This window comes from Vogesella sp. AC12 (assembly GCF_024437575.1).
GTDB lineage: Bacteria > Pseudomonadota > Gammaproteobacteria > Burkholderiales > Chromobacteriaceae > Vogesella > Vogesella indigofera.
This window is the reverse complement of sequence record NZ_JANFNU010000009.1, coordinates 16,372-42,556: the sequence shown is the minus strand read 5'-3', so window position 1 is coordinate 42,556 and position 26,185 is coordinate 16,372. Positions and strand designations below refer to the sequence as shown.

26 protein-coding genes and 1 tRNA gene are annotated in these 26,185 nt (G+C 65.2%); 10 read left to right on the top strand and 17 right to left on the bottom strand.

Going from position 1 to position 26,185, the window contains the following annotated elements; genetic code table 11:
• The first annotated feature begins 285 nt into the window (after positions 1 to 285).
• From waaC to NOM55_RS13220, 3 genes are read left to right on the top strand one after another with little or no spacing between them, the layout of a single operon-like run.
• Positions 286 to 1,242 (top strand): lipopolysaccharide heptosyltransferase I, encoded by a 957-nt coding sequence (gene waaC / locus NOM55_RS13230; protein WP_255908963.1) that lies wholly within the window; start codon positions 286 to 288, stop codon positions 1,240 to 1,242.
• Positions 1,239 to 2,492: a lipid IV(A) 3-deoxy-D-manno-octulosonic acid transferase gene (waaA, locus tag NOM55_RS13225; RefSeq protein WP_255908961.1), complete on the top strand. Its 1,254-nt coding sequence runs from the start codon at positions 1,239 to 1,241 to the stop codon at positions 2,490 to 2,492. The genes waaC and waaA overlap by 4 nt, the downstream gene beginning before the upstream one ends.
• Positions 2,493 to 2,506: 14 nt before the next feature.
• A complete protein-coding gene (locus NOM55_RS13220; protein ID WP_047967456.1) occupies positions 2,507 to 3,052 on the top strand; it encodes a GNAT family N-acetyltransferase in 546 nt (181 codons plus the stop codon).
• Between the two features lie 241 nt (positions 3,053 to 3,293).
• Here NOM55_RS13220 and NOM55_RS13215 read toward each other — a convergent pair whose 3' ends face one another.
• From NOM55_RS13215 to NOM55_RS13205, 3 genes are read right to left on the bottom strand one after another with little or no spacing between them, the layout of a single operon-like run.
• Positions 3,294 to 4,667 (bottom strand): NAD(P)(+) transhydrogenase (Re/Si-specific) subunit beta, encoded by a 1,374-nt coding sequence (locus NOM55_RS13215; RefSeq protein WP_255908959.1) that lies wholly within the window; start codon positions 4,665 to 4,667, stop codon positions 3,294 to 3,296.
• Positions 4,668 to 4,677: 10 nt separating this feature from the next.
• Positions 4,678 to 4,974 (bottom strand): proton-translocating transhydrogenase family protein, encoded by a 297-nt coding sequence (locus NOM55_RS13210; protein ID WP_047967458.1) that lies wholly within the window; start codon positions 4,972 to 4,974, stop codon positions 4,678 to 4,680.
• Positions 4,967 to 6,124 (bottom strand): Re/Si-specific NAD(P)(+) transhydrogenase subunit alpha, encoded by a 1,158-nt coding sequence (locus tag NOM55_RS13205; protein ID WP_255908958.1) that lies wholly within the window; start codon positions 6,122 to 6,124, stop codon positions 4,967 to 4,969. Before NOM55_RS13205 ends, NOM55_RS13210 begins: the two co-directional genes overlap by 8 nt.
• A 614-nt stretch (positions 6,125 to 6,738) precedes the next feature.
• On the opposite strand from NOM55_RS13205, the gene ugpQ reads away from it, so the two are divergent.
• Positions 6,739 to 7,476 (top strand): glycerophosphodiester phosphodiesterase, encoded by a 738-nt coding sequence (gene ugpQ, locus NOM55_RS13200; RefSeq protein WP_255908956.1) that lies wholly within the window; start codon positions 6,739 to 6,741, stop codon positions 7,474 to 7,476.
• Here ugpQ and NOM55_RS13195 read toward each other — a convergent pair.
• Positions 7,410 to 8,228, bottom strand: a complete 819-nt coding sequence (locus NOM55_RS13195) for an ABC transporter substrate-binding protein (RefSeq protein ID WP_255908955.1) — start codon at positions 8,226 to 8,228, stop codon at positions 7,410 to 7,412. The genes ugpQ and NOM55_RS13195 overlap by 67 nt on opposite strands.
• Before the next feature lie 198 nt (positions 8,229 to 8,426).
• On the bottom strand, positions 8,427 to 9,230 hold the full coding sequence (locus NOM55_RS13190) for a phytanoyl-CoA dioxygenase family protein (RefSeq protein WP_255908954.1): 804 nt from the start codon (positions 9,228 to 9,230) through the stop codon (positions 8,427 to 8,429).
• Between the two features lie 108 nt (positions 9,231 to 9,338).
• Between NOM55_RS13190 and NOM55_RS13185 the strand changes: the two genes are divergently transcribed.
• Complete coding sequence (locus NOM55_RS13185; protein ID WP_255908952.1) at positions 9,339 to 10,226, top strand: LysR family transcriptional regulator; 888 nt, start codon at positions 9,339 to 9,341, stop codon at positions 10,224 to 10,226.
• Between the two features lie 87 nt (positions 10,227 to 10,313).
• Here NOM55_RS13185 and NOM55_RS13180 read toward each other — a convergent pair whose 3' ends face one another.
• The 6 genes from NOM55_RS13180 to rpmH all read right to left on the bottom strand — a co-directional run bounded on the left by NOM55_RS13180 (position 10,314) and on the right by rpmH (position 14,678).
• Positions 10,314 to 10,571, bottom strand: coding sequence for a hypothetical protein (locus NOM55_RS13180; RefSeq protein ID WP_047967463.1), 258 nt, complete (start codon positions 10,569 to 10,571; stop codon positions 10,314 to 10,316).
• A 238-nt stretch (positions 10,572 to 10,809) separates the two neighbouring features.
• Positions 10,810 to 12,162 carry a tRNA uridine-5-carboxymethylaminomethyl(34) synthesis GTPase MnmE gene (gene mnmE, locus NOM55_RS13175; protein WP_255908951.1) on the bottom strand — a complete coding sequence of 451 codons (1,353 nt, stop codon included), beginning with the start codon at positions 12,160 to 12,162 and terminating at the stop codon, positions 10,810 to 10,812.
• Positions 12,163 to 12,316: 154 nt separating this feature from the next.
• On the bottom strand, positions 12,317 to 13,975 hold the full coding sequence (gene yidC, locus NOM55_RS13170) for a membrane protein insertase YidC (RefSeq protein ID WP_255908950.1): 1,659 nt from the start codon (positions 13,973 to 13,975) through the stop codon (positions 12,317 to 12,319).
• A 17-nt stretch (positions 13,976 to 13,992) separates the two neighbouring features.
• The gene (gene yidD, locus NOM55_RS13165; protein ID WP_082133746.1) at positions 13,993 to 14,202 is read right to left on the bottom strand and encodes a membrane protein insertion efficiency factor YidD; all 210 of its coding nucleotides are present in this window, start codon (positions 14,200 to 14,202) and stop codon (positions 13,993 to 13,995) included.
• On the bottom strand, positions 14,178 to 14,540 hold the full coding sequence (rnpA, locus tag NOM55_RS13160; protein WP_047967466.1) for a ribonuclease P protein component: 363 nt from the start codon (positions 14,538 to 14,540) through the stop codon (positions 14,178 to 14,180). The genes yidD and rnpA overlap by 25 nt, the downstream gene beginning before the upstream one ends.
• 3 nt (positions 14,541 to 14,543) lie before the next feature.
• The gene (gene rpmH, locus NOM55_RS13155) at positions 14,544 to 14,678 is read right to left on the bottom strand and encodes a 50S ribosomal protein L34 (protein ID WP_008955801.1); all 135 of its coding nucleotides are present in this window, start codon (positions 14,676 to 14,678) and stop codon (positions 14,544 to 14,546) included.
• 400 nt (positions 14,679 to 15,078) lie between these two features.
• On the opposite strand from rpmH, the gene dnaA reads away from it, so the two are divergent.
• The 3 genes from dnaA (at position 15,079) to gyrB (ending at position 20,220) form a co-directional block, all read left to right on the top strand.
• Entirely contained in the window at positions 15,079 to 16,524 is a 1,446-nt protein-coding gene (gene dnaA / locus NOM55_RS13150; protein ID WP_047967467.1) for a chromosomal replication initiator protein DnaA, read from the top strand.
• A gap of 41 nt (positions 16,525 to 16,565) precedes the next feature.
• Complete coding sequence (gene dnaN, locus NOM55_RS13145) at positions 16,566 to 17,672, top strand: DNA polymerase III subunit beta (RefSeq protein ID WP_047967468.1); 1,107 nt, start codon at positions 16,566 to 16,568, stop codon at positions 17,670 to 17,672.
• 157 nt (positions 17,673 to 17,829) lie between these two features.
• Positions 17,830 to 20,220: a DNA topoisomerase (ATP-hydrolyzing) subunit B gene (gene gyrB / locus NOM55_RS13140; RefSeq protein ID WP_255908949.1), complete on the top strand. Its 2,391-nt coding sequence runs from the start codon at positions 17,830 to 17,832 to the stop codon at positions 20,218 to 20,220.
• An 82-nt stretch (positions 20,221 to 20,302) separates the two neighbouring features.
• On the opposite strand, the gene NOM55_RS13135 is transcribed toward gyrB, so the two are convergent.
• Together NOM55_RS13135 and NOM55_RS13130 are read right to left on the bottom strand one after the other, a co-directional pair.
• Positions 20,303 to 21,076 carry an HNH endonuclease gene (locus NOM55_RS13135; RefSeq protein ID WP_255908948.1) on the bottom strand — a complete coding sequence of 258 codons (774 nt, stop codon included), beginning with the start codon at positions 21,074 to 21,076 and terminating at the stop codon, positions 20,303 to 20,305.
• Between the two features lie 104 nt (positions 21,077 to 21,180).
• The gene (locus NOM55_RS13130) at positions 21,181 to 21,789 is read right to left on the bottom strand and encodes a LysE family translocator (RefSeq protein ID WP_255908947.1); all 609 of its coding nucleotides are present in this window, start codon (positions 21,787 to 21,789) and stop codon (positions 21,181 to 21,183) included.
• A 163-nt stretch (positions 21,790 to 21,952) separates the two neighbouring features.
• On the opposite strand from NOM55_RS13130, the gene NOM55_RS13125 reads away from it, so the two are divergent.
• Both NOM55_RS13125 and NOM55_RS13120 read left to right on the top strand, forming a co-directional pair.
• Positions 21,953 to 22,420: an Lrp/AsnC family transcriptional regulator gene (locus tag NOM55_RS13125; protein ID WP_255908946.1), complete on the top strand. Its 468-nt coding sequence runs from the start codon at positions 21,953 to 21,955 to the stop codon at positions 22,418 to 22,420.
• 270 nt (positions 22,421 to 22,690) lie between these two features.
• Positions 22,691 to 24,358, top strand: a complete 1,668-nt coding sequence (locus NOM55_RS13120; RefSeq protein ID WP_047967481.1) for an ABC-F family ATP-binding cassette domain-containing protein — start codon at positions 22,691 to 22,693, stop codon at positions 24,356 to 24,358.
• 71 nt (positions 24,359 to 24,429) lie between these two features.
• Here NOM55_RS13120 and bluB read toward each other — a convergent pair whose 3' ends face one another.
• The 4 genes from bluB to NOM55_RS13100 all read right to left on the bottom strand — a co-directional run bounded on the left by bluB (position 24,430) and on the right by NOM55_RS13100 (position 26,133).
• Entirely contained in the window at positions 24,430 to 25,089 is a 660-nt protein-coding gene (bluB, locus tag NOM55_RS13115) for a 5,6-dimethylbenzimidazole synthase (protein ID WP_255908945.1), read from the bottom strand.
• A 58-nt stretch (positions 25,090 to 25,147) separates the two neighbouring features.
• Positions 25,148 to 25,690, bottom strand: coding sequence for a hypothetical protein (locus tag NOM55_RS13110; RefSeq protein ID WP_255908944.1), 543 nt, complete (start codon positions 25,688 to 25,690; stop codon positions 25,148 to 25,150).
• 76 nt (positions 25,691 to 25,766) lie between these two features.
• Entirely contained in the window at positions 25,767 to 25,970 is a 204-nt protein-coding gene (locus NOM55_RS13105) for a SlyX family protein (RefSeq protein WP_120812618.1), read from the bottom strand.
• An 87-nt stretch (positions 25,971 to 26,057) separates the two neighbouring features.
• Positions 26,058 to 26,133, bottom strand: a tRNA-Thr gene (locus NOM55_RS13100).
• Positions 26,134 to 26,185: the final 52 nt, after the last annotated feature.

The following is a 26,185-nucleotide window of genomic DNA, read 5'->3' as shown; positions in this document are numbered from 1 at the left end:
CGCAAACAGTGTTTCCAGCCGTTTGGGTCTGCACCTCATCTTTTCATTGTTTGCCTATTTTAAATATGAAGATACTGATGTAGTGGACACTTTTCTGTGGATAACCCGCTATTGACCAATGTTTTCAACAGTTTGCCCTGTTTGGGAATGGGTCTTTGAAGGGCCTGCCAGCCACAGGACAGCTTGTGGACAGTTTTGGCGATATTTATCCACTGCCAGTTATCCACAAAGCGGTAGCCCTGATTTTACTTGGTTAACCACAGGGCTGCCCGTAAAATCCGGCGCATGAAAAACGTCCTGTTGCTGCGCACATCGTCGATGGGCGACCTTATCCACACCTGGCCGGCGCTGACCGATCTGGCACGTCACCGCCCGGAGCTGAGCGTCAGCTGGCTGGCGGAAGAAGGCTTTGCCGATATTCCCGGTCTGCATCCGCTGGTAAGCCGCACCATCCCTATTGCCTGGCGACGCTGGCGCAAGGCAATGTTCAAGGCCGCCACCTGGCGCGAGATCGCGGCGTTGCGGCACACCCTGGCTGCCACGCGCTGGGAGCTGGTGCTGGATGCGCAGGGGCTGCTGAAGAGTGCCATTCCCGGGCGCTGGGCCAACGGCCCGCTGGCCGGCTACGACCGCGCCAGCATCCGCGAGCCGCTGGCCAGCCGTTTTTACGAGCGTCGCTACGCGGTCAGCCGCCAGCTGTCGGCGATCGAGCGCAACCGCCAGCTGTTCGGCGCCGCCTTCGGCTACCGGCCCGAGGGCGCGCCGGTATTCGGCATCCGCTGCGGTGAACGACTGGCGTGGTTGCCGGCCGGCGACTACGCGGTGCTGCTGCACGCCACCAGCCGCGACAGCAAGCTGTGGCCGGAGGCGCACTGGATCGCGCTGGCGCAGGCGCTGCAGAATCAGGATCTGGCCATCGTCATTCCGTGGGGCAGTGCGGCGGAGCGGGAGCGTGCACAAAGGTTGGCCGCGGCCATCCCCGGCGCGCTGCTGGCACCGAAGATGAACCTGCGCGAGGCGGCGGCGCTGTTGGGCCACGCCGCGGCGGTGATCGGCGTCGATACCGGCCTCACCCACCTGGCCAACGCGCTGGATGTGCCGCTGGTGGCGATCTATACCGATACCGACCCGGCGCTGACCGGGGTGGTGGAAACCGCGCGTGCGGCCAACATCGGCCGCGCCGGCGAGATCCCGGCGGTGGACGCGGTGCTGGCGCTGCTGGCGCGGGTGCGCGGCGCATGATCGCCCGCGCGCTGTACAGCCTGCTGTGGCCGCTGGCGACGCCGCTAATCAAGCGCTACCTGCGAAAACGCGCGCGTCAGGCGCCGGCCTATCTCGAACACTGGGACGAGCGCTTCGGCGACGCGCTGCCGCAGGCCGGCGGCGAGGTGATCTGGCTGCACGCGGTGTCGGTGGGCGAGACGCGCGCCGCGCAGCCCTTGCTGCGGCAGCTGCAGCAGCGTTATCCACAGGCACGTTTCGTCATCACCCAGATGACGCCGACCGGGCGCGCCACCGCGCAGCAGCTGTACCCTGACGCCGAGGTGCGCTACCTGCCGTACGACAACGCGCGGGTGATGCGCCGTTTCGTCGCCGCGCTGCGGCCGCGCTGCCTGATCCTGATGGAAACCGAGATCTGGCCCAATTTGCTGCACGCCTGCGCGCAGGCCGGCGTGCCGGCCTTCCTGGTCAATGCACGGCTGTCGGAAAAATCGCTGCGTGGCTACCGGCGTATCGGCGCGCTGATCCGCCCGGCGCTGCGCCAGTTGCGCGCCATCGCCGCGCAGAGCGAGGCCGACGCCGCGCGGCTGGCGACGCTGGGGGCGGGCAATATCCGCGTGTGCGGCAATACCAAGTACGACTTCACGCCGCCATCGGCGCAGCTGGCGCTGGGGGCGCAGTTTCGCGAACGCATCGGCCAGCGGCCGGTGTGGCTGTGCGCCAGCACCCGCGACGGCGAGGAAGCGCTGATCCTGGCGGCGTGGCGTGCGGCCAACGTTGGCGACGCCCTGCTGTTGCTGGTGCCGCGCCATCCGGAGCGCTTCGCCGGCGTCGCCGCGCTGGCAGAGGAGCAGGGCTTTGCCGTGCAGCGGCGCAGCGACCAGTTGCCGGTTTCATGTGAAACACAGGTGTGGATCGGCGACAGCATGGGCGAGCTGTTCGGCTATTACGCCGCCGCCGATGTCGCCTTTGTCGGCGGCTCGCTGCTGGATTTCGGCGCGCAGAACCTGATCGAGCCGGCCAGCATCGGCGTGCCGGTGTTATTGGGGCCGTCGACCTATAATTTTGCCGAGGCCAGCCAGTTGGCGCTGGCCGCCGGCGCCGCGCGGCAGGTGAGCGATGCCGGCGAGCTGGTGGCGCTGGCCTTGCAACTGCTGGCCGATGCGCCGCAGCGCGCGGCGATGCGCGACGCTGGCCTCGCGTTTACCGCGCAGCATCGTGGCGCCAGCGCGCGCATCGTCGCGCTGCTGGCCAGCCAGCTCGATCCATAGCCAGGGAGGCCGTCATGGCAGTGATTACCCAGTCTGACCCGCTGCTGGATGGCATCCGCACGCCACGGCTGGTGCTGGTGGCGCCGCAGGCGGGCGACGGCGCGGCGCTGTTCCAGGCCATCGTCGCCTCGCAGCACGAGTTGCAGGGCTTTGCCGCCGATCTGCCGTGGTCGCAGCCGGTGCTGGACGTGGCGCTGGTGGAGCGCTACTGCTACGAGGTGCAGCGCAACTGGCAGCGCGGCGACAGCAAGGTGGCGCTGCTGTGGCTGGGCGACGAGGTGGTCGGCTGGCTGCGCCTGCAACACCAGCCGGACGAGTCGTGGCTGCTGCAGTTCTGGGGTCACAGCGACTGGCAGGGGCAGGGGCTGTTCACCGAGGCGGTGGAGCGGATGCTGGTGCTGGCCTTCGGCCACTACCAGGTGCGCGACATCCGCGTGCCGGTGGCCGACAGCCAGCAGGCGGCACACCGCCTGTGCGCGCGGCTGGGGATGCGGCTGCTGTCGGCTCCGCCGCCGGGCGAGGCGGGCGGGCCGTTCCTGTACGGTGTCGCGCTGCACTGAGCGCGCGGTGCCCGCACCGCCAGCACCATGAAAAAACCCCCGCCGCGTGCCACGCGACGGGGGTTTTGCTTGCGGCCAACCTTGGCCGCAGCGGGCGGCTTAGAACGTGTTCACAACCTCGCGAGCTAGAGCGAGACAAGGCGAAAACGGCTGAGGAAGTGGAGTTGACATGGGGTCAATGAGCACTCCGAAGGCGTTTTTAACGCCGTACGCCTGCGCACTGCAGATCGTGAACAGGTTCTTAGTGGCCGCCGCCTTTCACCAGCTCCTCGACCACTTTCTTGGCGTCGCCGAATACCATCATGGTCTTGTCCATGTAGAACAGCTCGTTGTCGAGGCCGGCGTAGCCGGCGTTCATCGAGCGCTTGACCACGATCACGGTGCGCGCCTTGTGCGCTTCCAGAATCGGCATGCCGTAGATCGGGCTGGCCTTGTCCTTCTGCGCCGCCGGGTTGACCACGTCGTTGGCACCGATCACCAGTACTACGTCGGTATTGGCGAAGTCGGAGTTGATCTCGTCCATCTCCTGCACCTGTTCGTACGGCACTTCAGCCTCGGCCAGCAGCACGTTCATGTGGCCCGGCATACGGCCGGCCACCGGGTGGATGGCGTAGCGCACATTGACGCCTTTCTCGTGCAGCAGCTCGGCGAATTCCTGCAGCGCGTGCTGGGCGCGCGATACCGCCAGGCCATAGCCCGGCACGATGATCACCGAGTCGGCGTTGCCCATCAGGAAGGCCGCATCCTCGGCAGAGCCGGACTTGTAGTGCTTCGGCCCGCCGGCATCGCTGCTGCCGCCGCTGGCCGTCTCGGCACCGAAACCGCCGAGCAGCACGCTGACGATGGAACGGTTCATCGCCTTGCACATGATGTAGGACAGGATGGCACCGGAGGCGCCGACGCAGGCGCCGGCGATGATCAGCACCGGGTTGTTCAGCGTGAAGCCGATACCCGCCGCCGCCCAGCCGGAGTAGCTGTTCAGCATCGACACCACCACCGGCATGTCGGCGCCGCCGATCGGGATGATCAGCGTCACGCCCAGCACCAGCGCGATGGCGACCATCGCCAGGAAGGCGGCGTGGCTGTCGCTGACGAAATACAGCACGCCGAAGCCGACCATCGCCAGTGCCAGCACCAGGTTCAGCAGATGCTGGCCGCTGAAGTTGATCGCCTTGGCGCCGAACTTGCCGGACAGCTTGCCGTAGGCGACCACCGAGGCGGTGAAGGTGATGGCGCCGATGAAGGCGCCGATGAACAGCTCCACCTTCTGCACCGCGGTGTGTTCGACGCCGCTGTGGAAGATGGCGGCCACCGCGATCAGCACCGCGGAGAGGCCCACCAGCGAGTGCATCGCCGCCACCAGTTCCGGCATGCCGGTCATCTGCACCGTCTTCGCCTTCCAGGCGCCGATGGCGCCGCCGGCGGCGATGGCACCGATGATCAGCGCCAGCACCGGCTTGTCCATCACCATGAAGGTGGTGGCCACCGCCAGCAGCATGCCGATCACGCCGTAGCGGTTGCCCTGGATGGCGGTAGTGGGCGAGGACAGCCCCTTCAGCGCCAGGATGAACAGCACCGCCGCGACCAGATAAAGTATTGCCGAGAGATTTTCCATCGTGTGTCCCTTATTTTTTCTTCTTCTTGAACATGTCGAGCATGCGCTGGGTGACCAGGAAGCCGCCGAAGATGTTGATGCTGGCGAGGAAGATGCCGATGGTGCCCAGCACCGAGGTGACGCTCAGCTCGCTGCCATTGATGTCCACCACCTGCAGCATGGCGCCGACGATGATGATGCCGGAGATGGCGTTGGTGACCGCCATCAGCGGCGTGTGCAGCGCCGGGGTGACGTTCCACACCACGTGGTAGCCGACGAACACGGCGAGGACAAAGATGGTGAAGCTGGTGATGAACGGATCAACCATGAGAGGTCTCCTTCTTGGCGGCCGGGGCCACGTTGGCCGCAGGGAAGTGCACTTCGCCGGCGTGGGTGACCAGGGTGGCCGCCAGCAGGTCGTCTTCCAGATTGAGGGTGTAGCCTTCCTTTGACAGCATCAGGCCGAGGAAGGTGAACAGGTTCTTGGCGTACAGGCTGGAGGCGTCCGCCGCCACCATGCCCGGCAGGTTGGTGAGGCCGACGACGGTGACGCCGTTGTCGGTGGTGATCACCTCGCCCGGCACCGTTTGCGCGCAGTTGCCGCCGGCTTCGGCGGCAAGGTCGATGATCACGCTGCCCGGCTTCATCGCCTGCACCACCTCGGCGCTGAGCAGCGTCGGCGCCTTCTTGCCCGGAATCAGCGCGGTGGTGATGATGATGTCGGCCTGGCGTGCGTGCTTGGCCACCAGCTCGGCCTGGCGCTGCTTGTAGTCGTCGGACATCTCCTTGGCGTAGACGCCGTCGTTGGCTTTTTTCTCTTCCTCGCTCATCGGCACTTCGATGAACTTGCCGCCCAGCGATTCCACCTGTTCCTTGGTCGAGGCGCGCACGTCGGTGGCTTCCACCACCGCGCCGAGGCGCTTGGCGGTGGCGATGGCCTGCAGGCCGGCGACGCCGACACCCATGATCAGCACCCGTGCCGGCTTCACGGTGCCGGCAGCGGTCATCAGCATCGGCATGAAACGCGGGTAGTAGTGGGTGGCCAGCAGCACCGCGCGGTAGCCGGCGATGTTGTTCTGGCTGGACAGCACGTCCATGCTCTGCGCGCGGGTGGTGCGCGGCAGCAGCTCCATGGCGAAGGCCGACACTTTCCTGGCTGCCAGCAGCGGGAAGGTGTCGTTGTGGTACGGCGCCAGCTGGCCGATTAGCACCGCGCCGTCCTTCAGCTCGGCGATGGCATCGGCGGGCAGCGGGCGCACGGTGAGCACAATGTCGCCCTGGCCCAGCGCCGCGGCGCGCGATGCGGCCAACGTTGCGCCGGCCTCGACATAGGCCGCATCCGGTGCCGCGGCATGACGCCCGGCCCCGGCCTCGATCACCACGGTGTGACCCATGGCGACGAGTTTCTTCACCGTTTCCGGTGTTGCGGCCACGCGGAGTTCACCTGCCAGCCGTTCGGTGGCAATAGCGATTTGCATGGTCTTCCTTTCTGCAAATGTTGAATGAAAAATGTAAAAACGACAGAGATAGCGAACGCCCGTGCGAGGCTTGATTTCGAACGAGCGTTTGAATTGGTAATTAATCACAAATTTGTGATTTGGCGCAATGCTTTTACATAAAAGCGACATCCGGTTGCCGGCGTTGGCCGCCGGGCACGTTGCAGTTGGCTATAGGAATACTGTCTGACAGTTTTTTAATCAAATGATTTGACGATGTATTTTCATCAATCACGGCTTGATAGCACACAACTGTTGCCATTTTTGTACGTTGCTGCGGGGCAACATCCGGACGCCGTGGCGATGCTTGCCGCCGGCCGGCAGCCAGGGTTGGCCGCATTTCTCATGTCAAAGCGATTTATTGCGCCGCAATAGCCGTTTCAGTAAACCGTTTTGCCTGCCATGCTGTAAACAAGGGCTTACGCTTAAGGGATAACGCTAAGCGCCACTGACCAACCCCCTGATCCTGCGTTGCGCCGCCTTGCCGTACGACGTGTACGGTCTGCGTCGGCGCGCCCTGGCTCAGGTGCGCTGCGAGGCTTTGTTAGCGGCGCCAAGTCGCCGACCGGCGACATTCTCACGACAAGGAGACGCTCATGCATTGGCCTTATCCGGTGGGGTTTGCCCACCGCCTCGGCGGCGCGCTGGCGCCGGAAAACACGCTCGCCGGCCTGCTGCTGGCACACCGGCTGGGGGTGACGGCGGTGGAGTGCGACGTGCAGCTCAGCGCTGACGGTGTGGCGGTGATCGCCCACGACGCCGAGCTGGAGCGCACCACCAGCGGCAACGGCGCACTGGCGGCGCACACCGCGGCAGAACTGCTGCAGCTGGATGCTGGCCGCCATCACCATCCGGCGTTTGCCGGCGAGGCGCTGCCCAGCCTGCAAAAACTGGCCGCCACGCTGCGGCGGCTGGGCATGGCGGTCAATCTGGAGCTGAAGCCGGCTGGCGATGCGCGGCAGATGGGGCAGCTGTGCGCAGCGCAGATCCGCCAGCACTGGCAGAGCGCGGCGCTGTTGCCGCTGGTGTCGTCATTCAGTGCCGAGGCGCTGGCCGGGGTGCGCCAGGCGGCGCCGGAGCTGCCGCTGGCGCTGCTGGTGGAAGAGCTGAACCCGGCGCTGGTGGCGCAGGCGCAGGCGCTGGGTTGCCGCGCGCTGCATGTCTGCCACCGTGCGCTGAGCGCGGAGTGGGTGGCGCAGCTGCACGGCCTCGGTCTGGCGGTGATGGCGTGGACGGTGAACCAGCCGCAGGAGATGCAGTGCCTGCGTCAGTGGGGGGTCGACATGCTGTGCAGCGACCGTCCCGACCGCTTCGATCCGGCGTGGGCGGCCTGAACGGTAGCGCCGTCCAGAATGCGCCGCACGCTGCCATCACGCAGCATCTGCTGCAATTGTGCCGCCAGTCGCGGCCTGGCGGCCTGTACCGCCGGCGACAGCCGTGACAGCGCGATGCGGCGCGGCAGCTCGCCGGGAAACTGCAATTCGGCACGGCGGTACTGCCTGGCGCCCAGCTCCCGGCTCAGCTGGCGGCCCTGTTGTGTATTGATCAGCAGCACGTCGAAACGCTTCGCCGCCAACTTGCGCAGCGCCAGCCTGGCGCTGGGCGCGGCATCGCGACGCATCAGCCTGTCGTCATCAAAACGCTGGAAATAGCTGGCGCCTTCCACCACCCCGACACGCAGCGCATACAGGTCGTCGTAGTGCCGGATCGGGCGCGGATCGTCGTGCCGTTGCAACACCATGGTGGCGGTAGGCGGCGCGAACGGCGGATCGAGGAAATCCAGATAGCGGTCGCGTTCGGCGTTGCCGCGGATGCCGATGCTGAGATCGGCCTGGCCGCGCTGCAGCAGCGCCAGGCAGCGTTGCAGCGGGCAGTGCACGATGTCGAGCTGCACGCCGCTGCGCCGTGCCAGCTCCTGCAGCAGCACGGTATAGGGGCCGCCCGGCTTGCCGTCGGCGTCCACGGTCTTGTACGGCTCGAAACGGCTGAAGGCGTACACCAGCGTCGGGGTGGGCGTGGTGGCGGCACTGGCCGGCGGGGCCAGCCACAGCAGGGGCAGGGCAAACAGCAGGGTGCGGACGATCATGGGCAGGGGCTGGGCAAGGGTTGGCAACGTGGCGTGTTGCCTCCCGCCGTGGCGGGAGGGTACGCCGTGGCACAGCGTAACACGCCGTACCGGCTTGCCGACGGCAAGGTATCTCTTTGACATGGTTGCGGCCAACCCCGGCGCGGATGCTGATATTGGCACTGACGTTGGCCGCGGGCGGCCACGACCGTTACCGCCTCAGCCGGCGGACCACACCACCGGGAACCAGTCCTCGCGCAGCCGTTCGCCGTGGCGCTGGTTGATGCCGGGGAAGGGCGGCGAGGTGCGCCCCGGGCGTTCGGCGTAGCACACGTCGTCGCCGAGGAAACGCGCCGAGAAGGCGCGGCGGCGGTTGCCGCCCTGGTTGCCGGCGGCGCCGTGCACGGTGCGGAAATCGAACAGCACCGCGTCGCCCGGTTCCAGCTCCGGCGCGAGGATGGTGTAGCTGCCGTCCTCCACGTCCGGCATCTCCATGTAGTCATCGTCGCCGGCGAAGAAATTCTCGTTGCTGGCCCAGCGCTTGGGGCGCACCAGCTTGGGCCAGCGGTGCGAGCCGAGCACCACGCGCAGCGTGTTGTCCTGCGTCACCGGATCCAGCGGTATCCAGTAGCTGGCGGTCTGCGCGCCGTCGACACAGTAGTAGGGGATGTCCTGGTGCCACGGCGTGGCCTTGGCGGTGCCCGGCTCCTTCACCAGGATGTGCTCGTGGAAGATCTGCACCCGGTGCGCGCCCATCAGCTGGCCGGCCAGCGCCGCCGCCGGCGACTGGTGGATGAAGCGGGAAAATGGTTCGATACGCTGCCAGTTGCAGTAATCCTCGAAAAAACGGCCGCGTTCATTGTTGCCGACATTCTCGATGGCGAAGGGGCCGGGGGCGGCCAGTACCTGTTCGAAACCGTCGCGCAGCGGTTCTATCCAGTCGCGGAACACGCCGCGCAACACGATGACGCCGTCGCGCTGGAACGCCGCGATCTGTTCATTACCGATAGTGACTGCCTGCATCTGCTGCTCCTTGCTTGCGGTGGGGAATGCCGGGTTGGCCGTCTCAGTATCGGATCTGGCACTATCATAATAAAAATATATATTTCCTATTTTTCATTATTGGAAAACATGATCAATTTCTCGCTGCGCCAGCTGCAGTACTTCGTCGCCACCGTCGAGCATGGCGGCGTCAGCGCCGCCGCGCGCGCCTGCCACGTGTCGCAACCGTCGGTGTCGCTGGCCATCGCGCAACTGGAGGCGGCGCTAGGCAGCGCGCTGTTCCGCCGCCAGGCCTGCCGTGGTGTGGAGCTGACCAGTGCCGGCCAGCGCGTGCTGCTGCAGGCGCGCGACATCCTCGGCCAGGCGGCGGCACTCGGCGCTGGCGGTGCGAGCGGCGAGCTGCGCGGCCAGCTGGCGCTGATCTGCTTCCAGGATCTCGGCCCCTACTTTGCGCCGCGGCTGCTGGCCGGTTTTCGCGCGCGCCATCCGCAGGTGGCGGTCACGCTGCTGGAAGGCGATCTGGCCACGGTGCAGCGCGCGCTGCGCAGCGGCAAGGCGGAACTGGCGCTGACCTACGAGCTGGCCATCGACGCGCAGATGGCGCGCTGCACGCTGGCGGAGCTGGCGCCGTACGCGCTGCTGCCGGCCGATCATCCGCTGGCGGCGCAGGACAAGGTGTCGCTGGCGCAGCTGGCCAGCCAGCCGCTGGTGCTGGAGGACATTCCGCACACCCGCGAGTACCTGCTGTCGCTGTTCTGGCAGCAGCAGCTGACGCCGCGTATCGCGCAGACGGTGCAGAGCTTCGAGATGCAGCGCGGGCTGGTGGCGCACGGCCAGGGTGTGGCGCTGTCGTGCACCCGCCCGGCCGGCGACTGCAGCTACGACGGCACGGCCATCGCCTGCCGTCCGCTGGCGGAGGCGCTGCCGGCGCAGCGGGTGGTGCTGGCGCAGGCGCCCGGCGCGGAGGCGTCACCGCTGGTGGCGGCCTTTGTCGCATCGGCGCTGGCGGTGGGCTGAGGCAGGGTAGGCAGCAACAATCCGCCACGCGGGCGGATTGTTGGTCAGGGAGGCGCCGCCGCGGGGGCGGCGCGGGATGGCGGTGGCTTAATGCAGTGCCGGCAGGCCGTGGTCGGCGTGCAGCATGTGCAACAGCTCGCTGGTGTGGCGGCTGGACAGCTGCGGCAGACGGTGCGACAGCAGGCCATTGCTGATTGCATGGAACAGCGCACGGCTGTCGCCGCTCAGGCTGCGCAGCTCGGCGAAGCCCAGCGTTTTCACGCCCTGCCGCGAGCCCATCATCAGCCAGAAGCCGGCCAGCACGGCACGGTCGCGCCCGCCGCGAATACTCTTCAGTTTTGCCATTATCTCGTTTTCTGTCATAGCCGGACCTCAGCGTGATGGCAGGCGTGGGTGCCTGCGGCTGCCGCATCATCATGATGCGGCAACGCCGGACCCGCAGCGGGCCCGACAGCCACACTGCGCCGCCCGCTGGCGGCGGTCGGTGCGCTAGCCCGCATAGCGGCGCCGCGCGCCGGCAGACAGCAAACACCCGCCATGGCGGCGGGTGCTTGCGAGGGGTGGTTGAGGCAGGGCGGGGCGCTTACTTGCCGATGCAGAAGCGGCTGAAGATGACGCCGAGCAGGTCGTCGGGGGTGAACTTGCCGGTGATCTCCGACAGCGCGTTCTGTGCCATGCGCAGCTCCTCGGCGAAGATCTCCACCTGCTGCCAGTCCTGCGCGGCGAGGTCAAGATGGCCGGCGGCGCGGGCGATGGCATCCAGGTGGCGTTCGCGGGCCAGGAACACGCCCTCGCTGTCGCCCTGGTAGCCGATCATCTCCAGCAGCAGTGCGCGCAGGTCGTCGACGCCGGCGTGGGTGCGTGCCGACAGCCGCACCACCGGGTGGCCGTCTTCCTCGCTGCGGCCAACCTGGTCGCCGGACAGGTCCACCTTGTTGAACACGTGCACCCGCGGCAGGCGCGGCGGCAGCTTGCCGAGGATGGCCTCGACCTCCGGCACGATGCCGTCGCGGCTGTCGACCAGCACCAGCGCCACGTCGGCGCGCTCCACCGCCTGCCAGGTGCGTTCGATGCCGATCTTTTCCACCACGTCGTCGGTGTCGCGCAGGCCGGCGGTGTCGATGATGTGCACCGGCACGCCGTCGATGACGATTTCCTCGCGCACGGTGTCGCGGGTGGTGCCGGCGATGTCGGTGACGATGGCGATGTCGTCGCCGGCCAGCGCGTTCATCAGGCTGGACTTGCCGACGTTGGGCTGGCCGACCAGCACCACGTGCATGCCCTCGCGCAGCAGCGCGCCCTGGCGGGCGGTGGCCTGCACCTTGCCCAGCTGGCCGCGCAGGCGTTGCAGCTTGCCGACGGCATCGGCTTTTTCGAGGAAGTCGATGTCCTCCTCGGGGAAGTCCAGCGTCGCCTCCACCAGCATGCGCAGCGTGATCAGCTCGTCGACCAGCACGTGGATCTCGCCGGAGAAGGCGCCCTTCAGCGATTTCAGCGCGCTGCGGGCGGCGCTTTCGCTGGCGGCGTCGATCAGGTCGGCGACGCTCTCCGCCTGCGCCAGGTCCAGCTTGTCGTTGAGGAAGGCGCGCTTGGTGAATTCGCCGGGTTCGGCGAGGCGCGCGCCCAGCTCGACGCAGCGCGACAGCAGCATCTTCAGCACCACCGGCCCGCCGTGGCCCTGCAGCTCGATCACGTCCTCGCCGGTAAAGCTGTTCGGGCCGGGGAAGTACAGCAGCAGGCCGTTGTCGATCGGCGTGCCGTCGGCGGCGACAAAATCGGTGTAGGTGGCGTAGCGCGGCTTGGGCGTCTTGCCGCCGCTGAGGGCCTGGGCCAGCGGCAGCAGCGCGCGGCCGGAGATGCGCACCACGCCGACGCCGCCGCGGCCGGGGGCGGTGGCAACGGCACAGATGGTGCTGGGAGTGTAGGCAAGGTTCATCGCGGGGTCCGTCGGGTCGGTTGCTTGCGGCCAACGTTGGCCGCAAGGCGAAGGTGTCGAGGCAAGCGGTGCGCGCTTGGCTGGAGACCCTCAACAAGGCAAAAAGCCCGGCCATGACGGCCGGGCTTTGATTTTACGCCAGCTTGGCGGCTGCTTACGATTGCAGTGCCAGTTTGCGGGCTTTTTCGATGCTCTGGTTCACATACCACTGCTGTGTGATCGACAGCAGGTTGTTGACGACCCAGTACAGCACCAGGCCGGCCGGGAAGAAGAAGAACATCACCGAGAACGCTACCGGCATGATCTTCATCATCTTCGCCTGCATCGGATCGGCCGGCGGCGGGTTGAGGAAGGTCTGCGCGAACATGGTGATCGCCATCAGCGCTGGCAGGATGTAGTACGGGTCCGGACGGGCCAGGTCGGCGATGTACAGCCAGTCGGCCTGGCGCAGCTCGACCGAGGCCAGCAGCGCCCAGTACAGGCCGATGAACACCGGGATCTGGATCAGCATCGGCAGGCAGCCGCCGAGCGGATTGACCTTCTCGGTCTTGTACATCTCCATCACCGCCTGCTGGAACTTCATGCGGTCGTCGCCGAACTGCTGCTTCAGGTTTTCCAGACGCGGTGCCAGCACCTTCATCTTCGCCATCGAGCGGTAGGAGGCGGCGGTCAGCGGGTAGAACACCGCCTTCACGATCAGCGTCAGCAGGATGATGGCCCAGCCCCAGTTCTGCACCATGGAGTGCAGCTTGGTCAGCAGCCAGAACAGCGGCGAGGCGAAGATGTGCACCATGCCGAAGTCCTTGGCGAACTCCATGCCGTCGGCCACCTTGGTGATGGTGTTGTACTCTTCCGGGCCGGCGTACAGCGGTACCGTGATGCTGGCGCTCTGGCCGGCCGCGATCGGTGCCACGTTGACCATGGCGGCGGCGGAGTAGGCACCGTTTTTCGGTTCCAGCTGGAACTGGCAGGCCTGCGCGTTGGCGCATACCGATTTGCCGTCCAGCGGTTTCAGGATCCAGGCGCTCATGAAGTAGTGCTGCAGCATCGCTACCCAGCCGTTGTCGGCGCTCTTCACGTACTCGGCCTTGCCCTTGTCCAGATCGGAGAAGGCGACCTTCTGGAAGGTGCCTTCGGTGGTGTACACCGCCGGGCCGGTGAAGGTCTGCGCGAAGCGGCTTTCGCCTTCCGGTGCCTTGCCGTCACGCAGCAGGCGGAAGTAGGCGGTGCTGGCCAGCGGCGTGGTGCCGGCGTTGACGATGTCGTAACGCACATCGATCAGGTAGCTGCCCTTGTGGAAGGTGTACACCTTGCTCACCTTGACGCCATTGGCTTCCGGCGCGGTCAGCTTGATCTCGACCTTGTCGCCTTGCAGCGTGTAGGCGGTCTTTTCGGCAGTGAACACGGTCTTGTGGGTCGGCAGCGCGGCATTGCCGGCGGCGATCAGGCCGGTCTGCGCCACGTACAGGTGGGCGCCCTTGTCGGTAAACAGCTCGAACGGCTTGCTGGCGTCTTCCGCCGCATTGTGTTTGAGCAGTTGCAGGCTGCGCAGATCGCCACCGGTGGTGTCGATTTCGGCCTTGACCAGGTCGGTGGTGACGGTGATGCGCTGGCCGCGGCTCAGGCTGCTGCTGTCGGCAGGCTGGGCGACGTTGCTGGCGTTGGCGGCAGGGGTATCGCTACTGCTCGCGGCTGTGCTGGCTTGCTGTGTCACGGCAGGCTTGGCGACGGGTTTCGGCGCAAAGTATTCTTGCCATAGCAACAGGATGCTGAATGACAGCGCGATAAAGATGATCAGTCGTTTGGAATCCATCTTACTTACCGGAAAAGTCAGGGAACCGGGTCATGGCCGCTGCCACCGAGCGGGTGGCAACGACTAATCCGTCGTATCGCTAGCCAGCTGCCCTTGATCACGCCGTGCTTTTGCAATGCCTCGATGGCATAGCCGGAGCAGGTTGGCTGATACCGGCAACGTGGCGGCAGCCAGGGGCTGATCGCCAGCTGGTAAAAGCGGATCAAGAGGACGAAGAGTCGCGACATCGGGCTAGTTTAGCAAAGAGCGCAGCCAATGCCTTTACCGCTTCGTGATATTCGCCGCGATAGTAGGCCTGGCGTGATCTGACGACAAAATCCATCGGCGGCAGATCATGACGGTGCAGCCGAAACCACTCGCGCACGGTGCGCTTGATATAGTTGCGGCGGTTGGCGCGTTTGGCCACCTTCTTGCCGACCACCAGACCGAGACGGGCGTGGGTCAGACCGTTCGGGCGGGCATACACCTGGAACAATTGGTTACTGCGCGCGTTGCGCAAATGAAAAACGGATGAGAACTCATCCGTTTTTAAAAGCCGGTGCGCACGGCGAAATGTGTTGTCCAAGCGTTATACAGCCAGACGCTTGCGACCTTTGGCGCGACGGGCGGCCAGAACGGCGCGACCACCACGGGTCTTGGAGCGAACGAGGAAGCCGTGGGTACGCTTGCGGCGGGTAGTGGAAGGCTGGTAAGTACGTTTCATGATGGTTTTCCTGTTTCGAAACGGAAATAAACGCGTGATTACATAGATAAATGCCGGAATTGTCAACCTAATTAACAGTTTGCGGCCCCGATTGTTGGCGGTGCTGTGGTGCGGGCGGCGATCCGGCCACTGCCGTTCGCCATCGTTGCGGACGGCGGCGATATTTTGCCGGTGCTGTGGATAACTTTTGGCAAAGCCAGTAGAATGTATCGCTTGTGACCCTGTCCGCCCGGACGGCATCGGCAGCGCCGGATCGCCGCCCGCCAGACACCAGAGACAGGGCGACTCCACACCAAACATCGTGACTGCCGCCCGGCACCCGCCGCGCGCGCAGCCTCCCCGCCGCCCCCGAACTACCCGTTAGTCTGCGGCGGCATTTCGTTTTTAACATGAAGCATTGATGACTGAACCGGAAAACTTCTGGCCTGCGTGCCTGACGCGTCTTGAGGAAGAACTGTCCTCACAGCAATTCAACACCTGGATCCGCCCGCTCTCTGCCGAGGCCGGCGACGAGGGTGTGGTGCTGTACGCGCCAAACCGCTTTATCCTGCAGTTCATTAAGGATCGTTTCCTGGCGCGCATCGAGGCGCTGGCGATCGAACTGCTGGGCGAAGTGTCGGTGGAGCTGCGCATTGGCGCCGCCGCCGGGGCACCGGTCGCGGTGGCGCGTCCGGCACCGGCCAGCAGTGCGCCGCGCAGCAACGGCACCCCTGCCGCCAGCGTCGATGTGGAAAGCGCGGTGGCCAAGGTCGCCGCCAACGCCCCGGCCGTAGCGCCGACGGCGAAGCAGACCGCGGTCAAGGCCATCGGCGGCGGCCACGAGAGCACCCGCCTCAATCCGAGCTTCACCTTCGACACGCTGGTCACCGGTAAGGGCAACCAGCTGGCGCGCGCCGCGGCGATGCAGATTGCCGAGAACCCGGGCGACCCGGCCTACAACCCGCTGTTCGTGTACGGCGGTGTCGGCCTCGGTAAGACGCACTTGATCCAGGCCATCGGCAACCACGTCTACCTGAAGAATCCGCAGGCCAAGATCCGCTACATCCACGCCGAGCGTTATGTAGCCGACATCATGCGCGCCTACCAGCACAAGGCCTTCGACGAGTTCAAGCGCTACTACCATAGCCTGGACCTGCTGCTGATCGACGACATCCAGTTTTTTGCCGGCAAAAACCGCACCCAGGAAGAGTTCTTCTATGCCTTCAACGCGCTGATCGAGGGCGGCAAGCAGGTGATCATGACCTGCGACAGCTACCCCAAGCAGATCGAGGGCATGGAAGAGCGCCTGATCTCGCGCTTCAGCTGGGGCCTGACCGTGGAAATCCAGCCGCCGGAGCTGGAAATGCGTGTCGCCATCCTGATGAAGAAGGCCGAGGCCGACAACACCAAGCTCGACCACAACGTCGCCTTCTTCATTGCCCAGAACGTGCGCAGCAACGTGCGCGAGCTGGAAGGCGCGCTCAAGCGCGTGGTGGCCTACGCCCGTTTCAGCAACCAGAGCATCACCATGGAGCTGGTCAAGGAAGCGCTGAAGGACATCCTCGCCGCCGGCAACCGCCAGGTCACCATCGAGACCATCCAGAAGACGGTGGCCGACTACTACAAGATCAAGCTGTCCGACATGCACAGCAAGAAGCGCTCGCGTGACATCGCGCGGCCGCGGCAGGTGGCGATGACGCTGGCCAAGGAGCTGACCTCGCTCAGCTTGCCGAACATCGGCGACGCCTTCGGCGGCCGCGACCACACCACCGTGCTGCACGCCTGCAAGACCATTGCCGAAATGCGCGGTAATGACAGCGAAATCGCGCACGATTACGATACGTTGCTCGCGATGTTGCGCAACTGATTCATTTGATAACGACACTGTAACCCTTCGGGAGTCCGCACATGCTGATTCTGCAAGCCGAACGCGATGCCCTGCTCAAGCCACTGCTGGCTGTTACCGGCATCGTCGAGCGCCGCCACACCCTGCCCATTCTGTCGAATGTGCTGATCGAAAAACAGGCAGGAGCCGTCAGCTTCCTGGCGACCGACCTGGAAATCCAGATCACCACCGCCAGCCCGGACGACATCGCCGGCGACGCGTTCCGCCTGACCACCTCGGCGAAAAAGCTGCAGGACATCCTGCGCGCCATTCCCGGCAACAGCATGGTCACGCTGGAACAGCAGGACGGCCGCCTGATGCTGAAAGCCGGCAAGAGCCGCTTCAACCTGCAGACGCTGCCGGCGGACGACTTCCCGCTGCTGTCGGCCGGCAGTGCCGCGCAAGCCAGCTTCAGCCTGAGCCAGCGCGACCTGAAGCGCCTGATCTCGCAGGTGCAGTACGCGATGGCGGTGCAGGACATCCGTTACTACCTCAACGGCCTGCTGCTGCAGACCGAGGGCAACCAGGTGCGGCTGATCTCCACCGACGGCCACCGCCTGGCGTTTGCCAGCGCCGACATCGAGGCCAGCCTCGACAAGGCCGAGGTGATCCTGCCGCGCAAGACCATCCTCGAGCTGTACAAGCTGCTGCAGGACAGCGACGAGACCATCAACATCGAGCTGCTGTCCAACCAGGTGCGCTTCAGCTTCGGCAACACCGTGATCATCAGCAAGGTGGTCGACGGCAAGTTCCCCGACTACAACCGCGTGGTGCCGCTGGATAACGACAAGATCTTCCTGATCGAGCGCGTGACCTTCCTGCACGCGCTGCAACGCGCCGCCATTCTCGCCAATGAGAAATTCCGCGGCGTGCGGCTGGTGCTGAAGCCGGGCGCGATGTCGATCCTGTGTACCAACAGCGAGCAGGAAGAAGCGCAGGAAGAACTGGAAATCGCCTACCAGGGCGGCGAGCTGGAGATCGGCTTCAACATCAACTACCTGCTGGACGTGCTGACCAACCTGTCAGCCGACACCCTGCAGATGGCGTTTGGCGACAGCGTGCGCTCCACGCTGGTCACCATCCCCGACAACAGCAACTTCAAGTATGTCGTGATGCCGATGCGCATCTGACGACAGGCCATCCGCCACCGGCAACGGTGGCGGGCGGCATCGCACTGCGGCCAACCTTTGTCCAGCGTTGGCCGCACGCCGGTTAGGCCGGCACGGCAACAGTTTTCAACAGTGGGGCAACCGCCCCGGACGCACTGGCTGACAAAAGAGTGGTTTTATGAGCGAACAGGAATACGGCGCGGACAGTATTAAAGTCCTGAAGGGTCTGGATGCAGTACGCAAGCGCCCCGGCATGTACATTGGCGATACCCAGGACGGCACCGGTCTGCACCACATGGTGTTCGAAGTGCTGGACAACGCCATTGACGAAGCGCTGGCTGGCCACGCAGACACCATCAAAGTCACCATCCACCCCGACAACTCGATCTCGGTGGAAGACAACGGTCGCGGCATCCCCACTGACATCCACCCGGAAGAAGGCCGCTCCGCCGCCGAGGTGATCATGACCGTGCTGCACGCCGGCGGCAAATTCGACAGCAACAGCTACAAGATCTCCGGCGGCCTGCACGGCGTCGGCGTGTCGGTGGTCAACGCGCTGTCCGACTGGCTGAAGCTGAAAATCTGGCGCAACGGCCAAGTGCACGAAATGGAATTCCGCCGCGGTGAAGCCGTGGCGCCGCTGACCATGACCGGCCACACCACCTACCGTGGCACCGAAGTCACCTTCCGCGCCAGCGAAGAAACCTTCGGCGTCATCGAATTCCACTTCGACATCCTCGCCAAGCGCATCCGCGAACTGTCCTTCCTCAACCAGGGCGTGGCGATCACCCTGCTCGACAAGCGCAGCGGCAAGGAAGAAAGCTTCGCCTTCTCCGGCGGCGTCGCCGGCTTCGTGCAGTACATGAACCGCAACAAGTCGGTACTGCACCCGAAGACCTTTTACGCCACCGGCGAAAAAGACGGCATGACCGTGGAAGTGGCGATGCAGTGGAACGATTCCTACCAGGAAAACGTGCAGTGCTTCACCAACAACATCCCGCAGCGTGACGGCGGCAGCCACCTCACCGCACTGCGCCAGGTGATGACGCGCACCCTCAACGGCTACATCGAGGAGTCCGATGCCGCCAAGAAGGCCAAGGTCGATACCAGCGGCGACGACATGCGCGAAGGCCTGACCTGCGTGCTGTCGGTGAAGCTGCCGGACCCGAAATTCTCCAGCCAGACCAAGGACAAGCTGGTCTCCAGCGAAATCGGCCCGGTGGTCAACGAAGTGATCAGCGAAGCGCTGAAGGACTTCCTGATGGAAAACCCGGGCGACGCCAAGATCATCATCGGCAAGATCGTCGACGCCGCCCGCGCCCGCGAAGCCGCGCGCAAGGCGCGCGAGATCACCCGCCGCAAGGGCGTGATGGACGGCCTCGGCCTGCCCGGCAAACTGGCCGACTGCCAGGAAAAAGACCCGGCGATGTCCGAACTGTACCTGGTCGAGGGTGACTCCGCCGGCGGCTCCGCCAAGCAGGGTCGCGACCGCAAGTTCCAGGCCATCCTGCCGCTGAAGGGCAAGATCCTCAACGTCGAGCGCGCGCGCTTCGACAAGATGCTGCAAAGCCAGGAAGTCGCCACCCTGATCACCGCACTGGGCTGCGGCATCGGCAAGGACGAGTACAACCCGGACAAGCTGCGCTACCACCGCATCATCATCATGACCGACGCCGACGTCGACGGCGCCCACATCCGCACCCTGCTGCTGACCTTCTTCTACCGCCAGACGCCGGAGCTGGTCGAGCGCGGCCACATCTACATCGCGCAACCGCCACTGTACAAGGCCAAGCACGGCAAGCAGGAACGCTACCTGAAGGACGACTACGAGCTGAACCAGTACCTGCTGCAACTGGCACTGGACAAGGCCGAACTGATCCCGGCCGCCGGCGAAGCCGCCCTGTCCGGCGACACGCTGGGCGAAGTGGCGCGCCAGTACCTGCTCGCTCGCGCCGCCATCGAGCGCGAAAGCCGCGTCGTCGACCCGCTGGTACTGCACGCCTTCCTCAAGGTTGGCCGCATCACCCTCGACAGCGAAGCCGCCGCCAACGCCGCCGTTGCCGCACTGGCCGCCGTGCTGCCACCGGAACTGATCCGCCTCAACGTGCTGCGCGACGACAAGAACGATGCCTGGATGCTGAAGATCACCCGCCAGCTGCACGGCAACGTGCTGGTCACCGCGCTGGACCAGGATTTCCTCGCCACCGCCGACTACGACATCCTGTACCAGACCCGCGACATGCTGCACGGCCTGCTGCGCGACGGCGCCAGCGTCAAGCGCGGCGAGACCGTGAAGCCGATCAGCGAATTCGGCGACGGCCTCGACTGGCTGCTGGGCGAAACCCGCAAGGGCCTGTCCATCCAGCGCTACAAGGGTCTGGGCGAGATGAACCCCGGGCAGCTGTGGGAAACCACCATGGATCCGACCGTACGCCGCCTGCTGAAAGTGCGCATCGAAGACGCCATGGCCGCCGACGACGTGTTCACCACGCTGATGGGCGACAACGTGGAACCAAGACGTGCTTTCATCGAAAGCCACGCCTTGATTGCTCGGAACATCGACGTGTGATGTAAGTGTTTGTTTTTAAAAGAAAAAGCGGCCTTGTGGCCGCTTTTTTTATGTGTTGGTGCTACCCCTGTGACGGGCACGCTTAGTTGAAGATATGGGCGGCGTGATAGGCCAAAAATTCAGGATTAGGAATGAATTTCTGGGGTAGGGTGATGGGCTTGCCGTGCAATTGCCAGAGATAGTCCTTGGCCAAGTCGCTCTGATCCGCAAACAAGCGTGGTGACACGCGAATGACGAAGTCTGGTGTCACGGTCAGCAGGCCCTGATCGTAGGCTTTATCGTGCAATACCGATAAGCACAGGCCGTTTGCCGGATTCAGCCGCTGCTGCGCGTTTTCACGCCATGGCACGATGTGGCTGGCGACGAGTAGTTTCGGCTCGGCCAAGCCGGTAATGCAGCAGCGTCCCTGATAGCTACTTAGTACGGCCTTACGGAAGAAGGCTTGTTTTACTCGCACTTTAGTCTGACTAAGGGTGTTTTCGGCGTAGTAATCGGTGGTGATCGCGGTGGTGGCCTCATCACTAGACAGCGGCGTCAGGGTTGCTTCTTGTTGGGCCAATTGATCAACCAACACTTGGCTGTCGTAGCCGACTTGATCCGGATTGGCGCTGAACTCCGCCCAAATCGCACGATCGAGCTGCGAGGCGCCGGCCAATCCCTTGCGCCCGCTGCCGGTGATGTCCGGGTCCAAACTCGCAAGGTTGCTCAGCTTCATCGCCAAGGCACTGGGTGTGCGTCCGATTTTGGCCGCGGTGGCAATGATCAAGGGATTACCTTGATGGAATTTTCCGAACGGTAGCTGGCAATACAGATTGATGGCGATCAGTAGCTGCTCGCGCGTCCAGTTATTCGACATGGTGGGATTGGGCCTTGATGTTGAAGATGCAGAGAGCAGGCTCTTGCAGAAAGCATAACAGCTTTGCCTACATGAGCGACTACGGCCAACCCTGGCCGCAGTCCTCAACTCGCCAGCTTTCCCGCCGCCAGCAGCAGCAATCCCCCCGCCGTCGCTTCGGCCAGCCGCCGTTTGCGGTCGCTGAAGCGTCCCTTGCCGGCCATGCCGGCGACGCTGTAGCCGATCACACTGTACACCACCGCGCAGGAGCCGATGAAGATGCCGGACAGCAGCAGCGCCTGTGTCGCCACGCTGGCGTCGGGGCGGATGAAGTTGGGCAGGATCGACAGGTAGATCAGCAGGCCTTTCGGATTCAGCAGGCTGGTGAGCAGGCCCTTGCGGAACAGGCCGTGCACCGGGCGGCTGTCCAGCTGCAGGCTGCCGGGGCGGCTGGCGGCGCGGAACATCTGCCACGCCAGATACAGCAGGTAGGCAAGGCCGGTCCAGCGGATGGCGTGCAGCAGCGGCGGCCAGGCGCTGAGCAGGGCGGCGATGCCGAAGGCGGCCAGCAGCGCGTGCACGCTGTAACCGGCGAGGATGCCGAGCGTGGCGCGGCGCACGGCGCTGCGGCCGCCGCTCAGCCCTTGCGAGGCGACGAACAGGATGTCGGGGCCGGGGCTGCACACCAGCGGGAAGACGGTGAGGGCAAACAGCAGCAGGGTATTGCTGGGCATGGGGCGCGCTTTCTCGGGCAGGTGATCGGGGCCGTTGCCGGGCGGGCAAGGGCGTGTTGCTGCCGAAAATTCTAGGGTTTTCGCGCTGAAATCGGGTTGTGTTGTGACGCGGAATCGGGGTTGTCGCTAGAATTGGCTGCGAATAATTCGGGAGATTGCCGCCGTGGATGCCGTAAAGCTGGACAGTATTGATCGCCGTATCCTGCACGCGCTGCAGCGTGACGGCCGTTTGCAGAACATCGAGCTGGCGCGCGCGGCCGGTTTGTCGCCGTCGTCGTGCCTGCGGCGGGTGAAGCTGCTGGAGGAGCGCGGCGTGATCAAGCGCTATGTGGCGGTGCTGGACGGCGCCAAGGTCGGCGCCGGGCTGTCGCTGTTCGCGCGGGTGTGGTTCAAGGCGCAGGACGCGGACACCACCAACCATTTCATCGCCAGCGTGCGCGACATGGCAGAGGTGGTGGAGTGCCACATCATGGCCGGCGAGTGCGACGCGCTGCTGCGCATCGTGACGCAGGATCTGGCGTCGTACCGCAAGTTTCACGCCGAGCAGCTGACGCGCATCGCCAGCGTGCAGAGCGTGAAAACCGAGGTGCCGATGGAGACGGTGAAGCTGACCCACGCGGTGCCGCTGTAGCCGGTACGCTGGCAGCGCTTGGCCACCGCGCGCTTTCATGTCGTCCCCGTCATAAGCGCCTGTTTTTTATGGACAGGCCGGCGCGCGGGCAGGGGGCGTGTTACCATCTGCGCCGCGTCGTTTTTATTGCTTTGCAGCATACGGCGGCGCCGCGCTGCCACGGCAGCATCCTTGCCCTGATGCGGCCACGTTGGCCGCATTTTCTGTCGTCTTCCCGCCTTGTCGCCGGTCGCGGCCTAACCTGTTTCCTGCCGCCGCACGGCGCTTCCCATGATCATTCTGAAAAACGTGGCCTTGCGCCGCGGTACCAAAGTCCTGCTCGACAACGCGTCGGTGACGCTCAATCCCGGCGAGAAAGTCGGCCTCGTCGGCCGCAACGGCGCCGGCAAATCCTCGCTGTTCGCGGTGCTGAACGGCTCGCTGCACGAAGACGGCGGCGATGTGTCGATCCCGTCGCAGTGGCGCATGTCGCAGGTGGCGCAGGACATGCCGGAAACGGCGCAGACGGCGACCGAGTTCGTGGTCGAGGGCGATACCACCCTGCTCGCCGCGCAGCAGGAGGTGACCGAGGCCGAGGCCGGCGAAGACTACATGCGCATGGCGCACGCCTATACCGCGCTCAACGATGCCGGCGCCCACGACGCGCCGGCCCGGGCGCAGGCGCTGATCCTGGGCCTGGGCTTCAGCGTCGCCGAGCTGCAGCAGCCGGTGAACAGCTTTTCCGGCGGCTGGCGCATGCGCCTGCAACTGGCGCGCGCGCTGATGTGTCCGTCGGACCTCTTGCTGCTGGACGAGCCGACCAACCACCTGGATCTGGACGCGCTGGTGTGGCTGGAGGCGTGGCTGAAGCAGTACGCCGGCACCATGGTGGTGATCAGCCATGACCGCGAATTCCTCGATGCCGTCACCACGGTGACGCTGCACGTCGACAACGCCAAGCTGGTGCGCTACGGCGGCAATTACAGCAAGTTCGAGGACATGCGTGCCGAACAGCTGATCCTGCAGCAGGCGGCGCAGGCCAAGCAGCAGGAAAAGATGGCGCACCTGCAGAAGTTCATCGACCGCTTCAAGGCCAAGGCCAGCAAGGCCAAGCAGGCGCAGAGCCGCGTCAAGGCGCTGGAGCGGATGGAGAAGATCGCGCCGGTGCTGGCCGATGCCGACTTCCAGTTCGAATTCAAGGAGCCGCAGAGCCTGCCCAACTCGATGCTGTCGATGACCGGCGCGGTGTTCGGCTATCCGGCACCGGAGGGCGCGCCGGCAGACACGCCGCCGACGGTGATCGTGCGTAACGTCAACCGCACCGTGCTGGCCGGCCAGCGCATCGGCATTCTCGGTGCCAACGGCCAGGGCAAGTCGACGCTGGTGAAAACGGTGGCCGAGGCGCTGCAGGCGGTCGGCGGCGAGATCATCCGCGGCAAGGGGCTGAACATCGGCTACTTCTCGCAGCAGGAGCTGGACGTGCTGCGGCCGGAGGACGATCCGCTGCAGCACATGTTCCGCCTGGCGCGCGACACCCCGGCGGCGATGCGGCCGTCGGCCAACGATTGCCGCGAGCAGGGGCTGCGCAATTTCCTCGGCACCTTCAATTTCAGCGGCGACATGGTGAAGCAGGCGGTGGGCAGCATGAGCGGTGGCGAGAAGGCGCGGCTGGTGCTGTGCATGATCGTGTGGCAGCGGCCGAACCTGCTGCTGCTGGATGAACCGACCAACCACCTGGACCTCGCCACCCGCGAGGCGCTGAGCGTGGCGCTGAACGAGTTCGAAGGCTCGGTGATGCTGGTCAGCCACGACCGCGCCTTGCTGCGTGCGGTGTGCGACGAGTTCTGGATGGTGTCGCGCGGCGGGGTCAGCGATTTCGAGGGCGATCTGGACGACTACCAGGTCTACCTGCTGGAAGAGGCCAAGCGCCGGCGCGAAGAGGCGGCCGGCAAGCGCTAAGCTTTTAGACTCCTGTCTTGAAACACTGCGGCCAACCTTGCACAAGGTTGGCCGCAGTGCTTTGGCGACGGCTACTCGCTGGCGGTGGCTGGCGCGTCGCCCCAGCCGTTCTCGCTGAGCAGCGCCGCCAGCGGCTGGCGCTGCGCCCAGTTTTCCTGCTCCAGCATCGGCTTGTCGTAGAAGGCGTCGACGTGGCCGATGCACAGGATGGCCACCGCGCGCGCGCCCGGCGGAAACCGCAGCAGCGCGGCCAGCGCGTCCGGATCAAAGATCGACACCCAGCCCAGGCCGATGCCCTCGGCGCGCGCCGCCAGCCACATGTTCTGGATGGCGCAGGCCACCGACGCCAGATCCATCTCCGGCAGCGTGCGGCGGCCGAACACGTGGCGTTCGCGGCCGTCCATCAACGCCACCACCAGCACCTCGGCGCACTCGCGCAGGCCCTCCACCTTCAGGCGCATGAATTCTTCCTGCCGCTGGCCGAGGGCGGCGGCGGTGCGCTGCCGTTCCTGTTCCACCAGCGCGTGCAGCTGCTGGCGCAGCGCGGCATCGCTGATGCGGATGAAGCGCCACGGCTGCATGTAGCCGACGCTGGGCGCGTGGTGCGCCGCCTGCAGCAGCCGTTGCAGCAGCGCCGGGTCCAGCGGATCGGGGCGGAAGTGGCGCATGTCGCGCCGTTCGCGGATCACGCGGTAGACGGTGGCAATCTCGGCGTCTTGGTAGCGGCTCATGCGGGTGCTCGTCGGAGGGGGAAAGACGGGGGACGGTTTCACGTGAAACGCAGGGGCTTCATTCTTCCCACGGCCACCAGTCCGGCGCCGGCTTCAGGTATTTCTCCGGGTAGCCGGCGAACAGGTTGGTGGCGATGCGCTGCGGGTGGGCGACGCCGTGCTCGTCCAGCCACTCGTCCAGCGCCTCGGTCTGCTCGGCGTAGCCCATCAGCCGGTACAGCAGCGCCCAGTCCTCGGCCATGCACCAGTTCAAGCTATCCGCCTGCCACACGGCGCTGGCGTCGAACGGCCAGCGGAACTGGCCCTTGTCCAGCCTGATCGCCAGCCCGGCGATCAGGTCGATCTCCAGTCCGTCGGCGGTCTGCAGGCGGGCGAAGTGACGGGTGGCGTACAGCGGGTGCGGCGGCGGGGTGATGTCGCTGGCGTGTTGCAGCAGCAGTGCCTTGACGGCGGCGAAGTCCTCGGCAGTGGTGATGAGGTCGAGGTCGCGCGGCTCGTCGACGAGGCCGAGCTGTTGCAGCAGGGTGCTGCCGCCGATGGCCCAAGTGAGGCCGGCCAGCTGCGGCGCGAGGGCGGTGATGAAGGCGCGGGGTGTGCTCATGCGGTGGTTCCGGCAAGCGCGGCGCCGTTGCGGCCAACCTTGGCCGCAAGCGGGGCGACGCAGTGAGTGTGGCGGTTCAGTAGTGCGGCGGAATGTCGTCGCGCAGCGAGCCGACGTTTTCATCCTGGCTGGCACCCTGCTGCAGCTGGTACAGGTGGCGCAGCTGTTCCTGCAGCAGGTCGATCTGCTGCTGCTGGCGGGTGACGGTGAGATTGAGCGCGTCGAGCAGGTCTTCCTGCAGCGCGACCTTGATTTCCAGTTCGATGAGGCGTGATTCCATGATTGGTACCCGCTGAGTGTGGTGGTGGTGCTTTTCTGATCATAGAACGGAAAACGGGGTTTCCATTTCTGGAAACCCCGTAAATCCTGGTGCCGGCGGCAGGAATCGAACTCGCGACCCCCTGATTACAAGTCAGGTGCTCTACCATCTGAGCTACACCGGCGAAGAGGCGTGCATTATTGCCGAAGATTGTTTATCTGGCAAGTCCCCGCGTC